The organism is Methylophaga sp., assembly GCF_030651745.1.
Map to the genome: position 1 here is coordinate 1 of NZ_JAUSCC010000007.1, position 3,454 is coordinate 3,454.

Genomic DNA, 3,454 nt, shown 5'->3' on the forward strand with positions numbered 1-3,454 from the left:
TGCACAGAAGCTCGCCATAAGCAACGTCAAGGTTAAATTTGACTGTTCGGTGATTGTTGTTGAACTGTAGTTTTGTATGATACAATTCACTGTTCACTCCTGAGAAATTTAGGGTAATTGAATGGCTCGTATAGCTGGTATAAATGTTCCTGTGCAAAAGCACACGGTAATCGCTCTCACATCAATTTACGGCATTGGTCGTACACGTTCACAAAAGATATGTGAAGCGGCAGGTATTGCACCTGATGCAAAAATTCGCGATCTGTCTGAACAAGAAGTTGAGGCGCTTCGTACAGAAGTTGCCAAATACACTGTTGAAGGTGATCTGCGTCGTGAAGTCTCTATGGATATTAAACGCCTTAAGGACTTGGGTTGCTACCGTGGTGTCCGTCACCGCAGAGGTCTGCCGGTTCGCGGGCAGAGAACTAAAACAAACGCAAGGACTCGTAAAGGTCCTCGCCGTATGATTAAGTAAGTTAAGAGGCGCTTCGATGGCAAATTCATCAGCACGACAACGCAAACGCGTTAAAAAGAATGTGGTCGACGGTGTCGCTCATGTTCATGCATCATTTAATAATACGATCATAACGATTACTGATCGCCAAGGTAATGCGCTTTCATGGGCTACTGCAGGTGGTTGTGGTTTTCGTGGTTCGCGCAAAAGCACACCGTTTGCTGCACAGGTAGCTGCTGAGAAAGCTGGCGAAGTAGTGAAAGAATTCGGTATGAAAAACCTGGATGTTGAAATTAAAGGTCCAGGACCAGGACGTGAATCTGCTGTTCGCGCCCTAAATAATTTAGGTTTTAAAATTACTAATATTACAGACGTGACGCCCATTCCACACAATGGTTGCCGTCCTCCTAAGCGTCGTCGCGTTTAACAGGTTTTTGGAGTAACACTAATGGGAAAATATCGTGGCCCAACTTGCAAGCTAAGCCGCAGAGAAGGTACTGACCTTTTTCTGAAGAGCAGAGGCAATCCTTTGGAAAGCAAGTGTAAGATTGAACAAAAGCCAGGTCAGCATGGCGCAAGACGTGGTCGTGAGTCTGATTACGCCGTTCAGTTACGTGCTAAGCAACGTATTCGCCGTATGTACGGTGTCCTTGAAAAGCAATTTCGTAACTATTACAAATTGGCTGATCAGAAAAAAGGTGCAACAGGTGTTAACTTGTTGAACTTGCTTGAGCAACGTCTTGATAATGTTGTATATCGCATGGGCTTCGGTTCAACTCGCGCTGAATCTAGACAGTTAGTTTCTCATAAAGCAATTATGGTAAATGGTCGCGTAACTAACATTCCTTCTTATCAAGTAAAAGAAGGTGATGTTGTTGAGATCCGTGAGAAATCTAAAAAACAAGAACGCATTGTGAATGCTATGTCAGTAGCAGAGCAATTAGGTTTTCCAGAATGGATCGAAGTAAATACGCAAGCTCTGTCAGGTGTGTTTAAACGTGCTCCTGAACGTGATGAATTGCCAGCCGAACTTTCAGAAAACCTGGTTGTAGAGCTTTACTCGAAATAGACATAACTAAATCCAATACGGATTTATTAGAGGAATTTGCATGACGACTTATACGAGTCAATTTCTTAAACCAAGGATCGTCGATATCCAGAAGTTTAGTGACACACGTACACGTCTGGTACTGGAGCCGCTTGAACGTGGTTTTGGGCATACGCTGGGTAATGCATTACGTAGAATTCTGCTTTCCTCAATGGAAGGTGCGGCTGTAGTTGAAGCGCAAATCGACGGTGTTGTGCATGAATATTCAGCTATCAACGGTGTACAGGAAGATGTTTTAGATATTCTTCTTAACATGAAAGGTATTGCGGTTCAGTTGCATGATGCTACTGAAGCGGTTTTAAGTTTGAATAAGGAAGGTGTTGGCCCTGTTACTGCTGCAGATATTCAGTTACCCCACAATGTGGTTGTAACGAATCCTGATCATGTAATTGCCAATTTAACTGGCGGTAGTCTGTCAGTTACTTTTAAAGTTGTTAAAGGTCGTGGCTACTCTGCTGCCAATAGTCGGGCATTAGGCGAAGATGAAGACCGTGCTATTGGTCAGTTGCATCTCGATGCATCATTCAGTCCTGTACGATTGGTAACTTATGCTGTCGAAAGTGCCCGTGTTGAAAATCGCACTGATTTGGATAAATTAATCATCGATGTTGAAACCAATGGTACTTTGGATGCAGAAGATGCTATTAAATATGCAGCAACGATCTTAAGTGACCAGCTAACTTCTTTCGTAGATTTTACTGTCATTGAAGAAGCAGCATCTGAGCCAAAACAGCCGCCAATCGATCCAGCATTGTTGCAGGCAATTGATGATTTGGATCTGACAGTACGTTCAGCGAACTGTCTGAAAGCAGAAAATATTTATTACGTAGGTGATTTGATTCAACGTACTGAAATGGAACTTTTGAAAACACCTAATTTAGGTAAAAAGTCCCTGACAGAAATCAAAGAAGTCCTGGCATCAAAAGGCTTGTCTTTAGGCATGCACCTTGATAACTGGCCACCTGCTTCTTTAGAGCAAAAATAATACTGAAGTAATTCAGCACAAAGAATAGGGTAAGAACCATGCGTCATCGTAATTCAGGTCGTAAATTAAACCGCAATAGCAGTCATAGAAAAGCTATGTTCAAAAATATGGCTTCATCATTGCTTGAGCATGAGGTTATTCGCACTACACTGCCTAAGGCTAAAGAGTTGCGTGGCGTTATTGAGCCACTTATCACTTTAGGTAAAACAGACAGTGTTGCCAACCGTCGTCTAGCTTTTGCTCGCTTAGGTAGTCGTGATGCAGTGACCAAGTTGTTTAACGAAGTTTCGCCTCGCTCTGCTAACCGCCCTGGTGGTTATGTCCGTGTATTAAAAACGGGCTTACGTGACGGTGATAAAGCACCAATGGCCATTGTTGAGCTTGTCGACCGTGCAGCTGTTGAAACTGAAGCTTCTGCTTAAAACATAATCTTTAATAGATTAAAACTAAACCGGCTAAATGCCGGTTTAGTTGTATATAACACATCAGTTTTTAATTTAGCACTGCTAACTTATTGATTTGAATTGACCAAATAGTTTGTTTTTAGATTTTGAATAAATTAACTGGTTTTTAGTGTTGACAGCTCGGCGAGTGGCTGTATAATTCTCGCTTCTTTGCAGGGCACAATGACTGCAAGCTCTTTAAAAAACTGGTATCAAGTAATTTGTGTGGGTACTTGCGTTGGACATTTCTGAAAAGAAAAAACGACGTAGGTTATTCGCAAGAATGCAAACGTCAATCAAGTTATTGTCTCTGACTTATAGAGACTAAGTCACAATTAAACTGAAGAGTTTGATCATGGCTCAGATTGAACGCTGGCGGCATGCCTAACACATGCAAGTCGAACGATGATTTTCAGCTTGCTGAAATGATTAGTGGCGGACGGGTGAGTAATGTATAGGGATCT

5 protein-coding genes and 1 rRNA gene are annotated in these 3,454 nt (G+C 42.2%); all 6 read left to right on the top strand.

Features of this window, described 5'->3' with window-relative positions:
- The first annotated feature begins 121 nt into the window (after positions 1 to 121).
- Positions 122 to 475, top strand: a complete 354-nt coding sequence (rpsM, locus tag Q7V21_RS00355) for a 30S ribosomal protein S13 (RefSeq protein WP_069296925.1) — start codon at positions 122 to 124, stop codon at positions 473 to 475.
- 16 nt (positions 476 to 491) lie between these two features.
- Positions 492 to 881: a 30S ribosomal protein S11 gene (rpsK, locus tag Q7V21_RS00360; protein ID WP_226069752.1), complete on the top strand. Its 390-nt coding sequence runs from the start codon at positions 492 to 494 to the stop codon at positions 879 to 881.
- Between the two features lie 21 nt (positions 882 to 902).
- Positions 903 to 1,523 (top strand): 30S ribosomal protein S4, encoded by a 621-nt coding sequence (rpsD, locus tag Q7V21_RS00365; protein ID WP_069296924.1) that lies wholly within the window; start codon positions 903 to 905, stop codon positions 1,521 to 1,523.
- Between the two features lie 40 nt (positions 1,524 to 1,563).
- The gene (rpoA, locus tag Q7V21_RS00370) at positions 1,564 to 2,547 is read left to right on the top strand and encodes a DNA-directed RNA polymerase subunit alpha (RefSeq protein WP_304915395.1); all 984 of its coding nucleotides are present in this window, start codon (positions 1,564 to 1,566) and stop codon (positions 2,545 to 2,547) included.
- A gap of 38 nt (positions 2,548 to 2,585) precedes the next feature.
- Positions 2,586 to 2,969, top strand: a complete 384-nt coding sequence (gene rplQ, locus Q7V21_RS00375) for a 50S ribosomal protein L17 (RefSeq protein ID WP_304915396.1) — start codon at positions 2,586 to 2,588, stop codon at positions 2,967 to 2,969.
- Positions 2,970 to 3,327: 358 nt separating this feature from the next.
- Positions 3,328 to 3,454: ribosomal RNA gene (locus tag Q7V21_RS00380) — 16S ribosomal RNA — on the top strand; the annotation flags it as partial.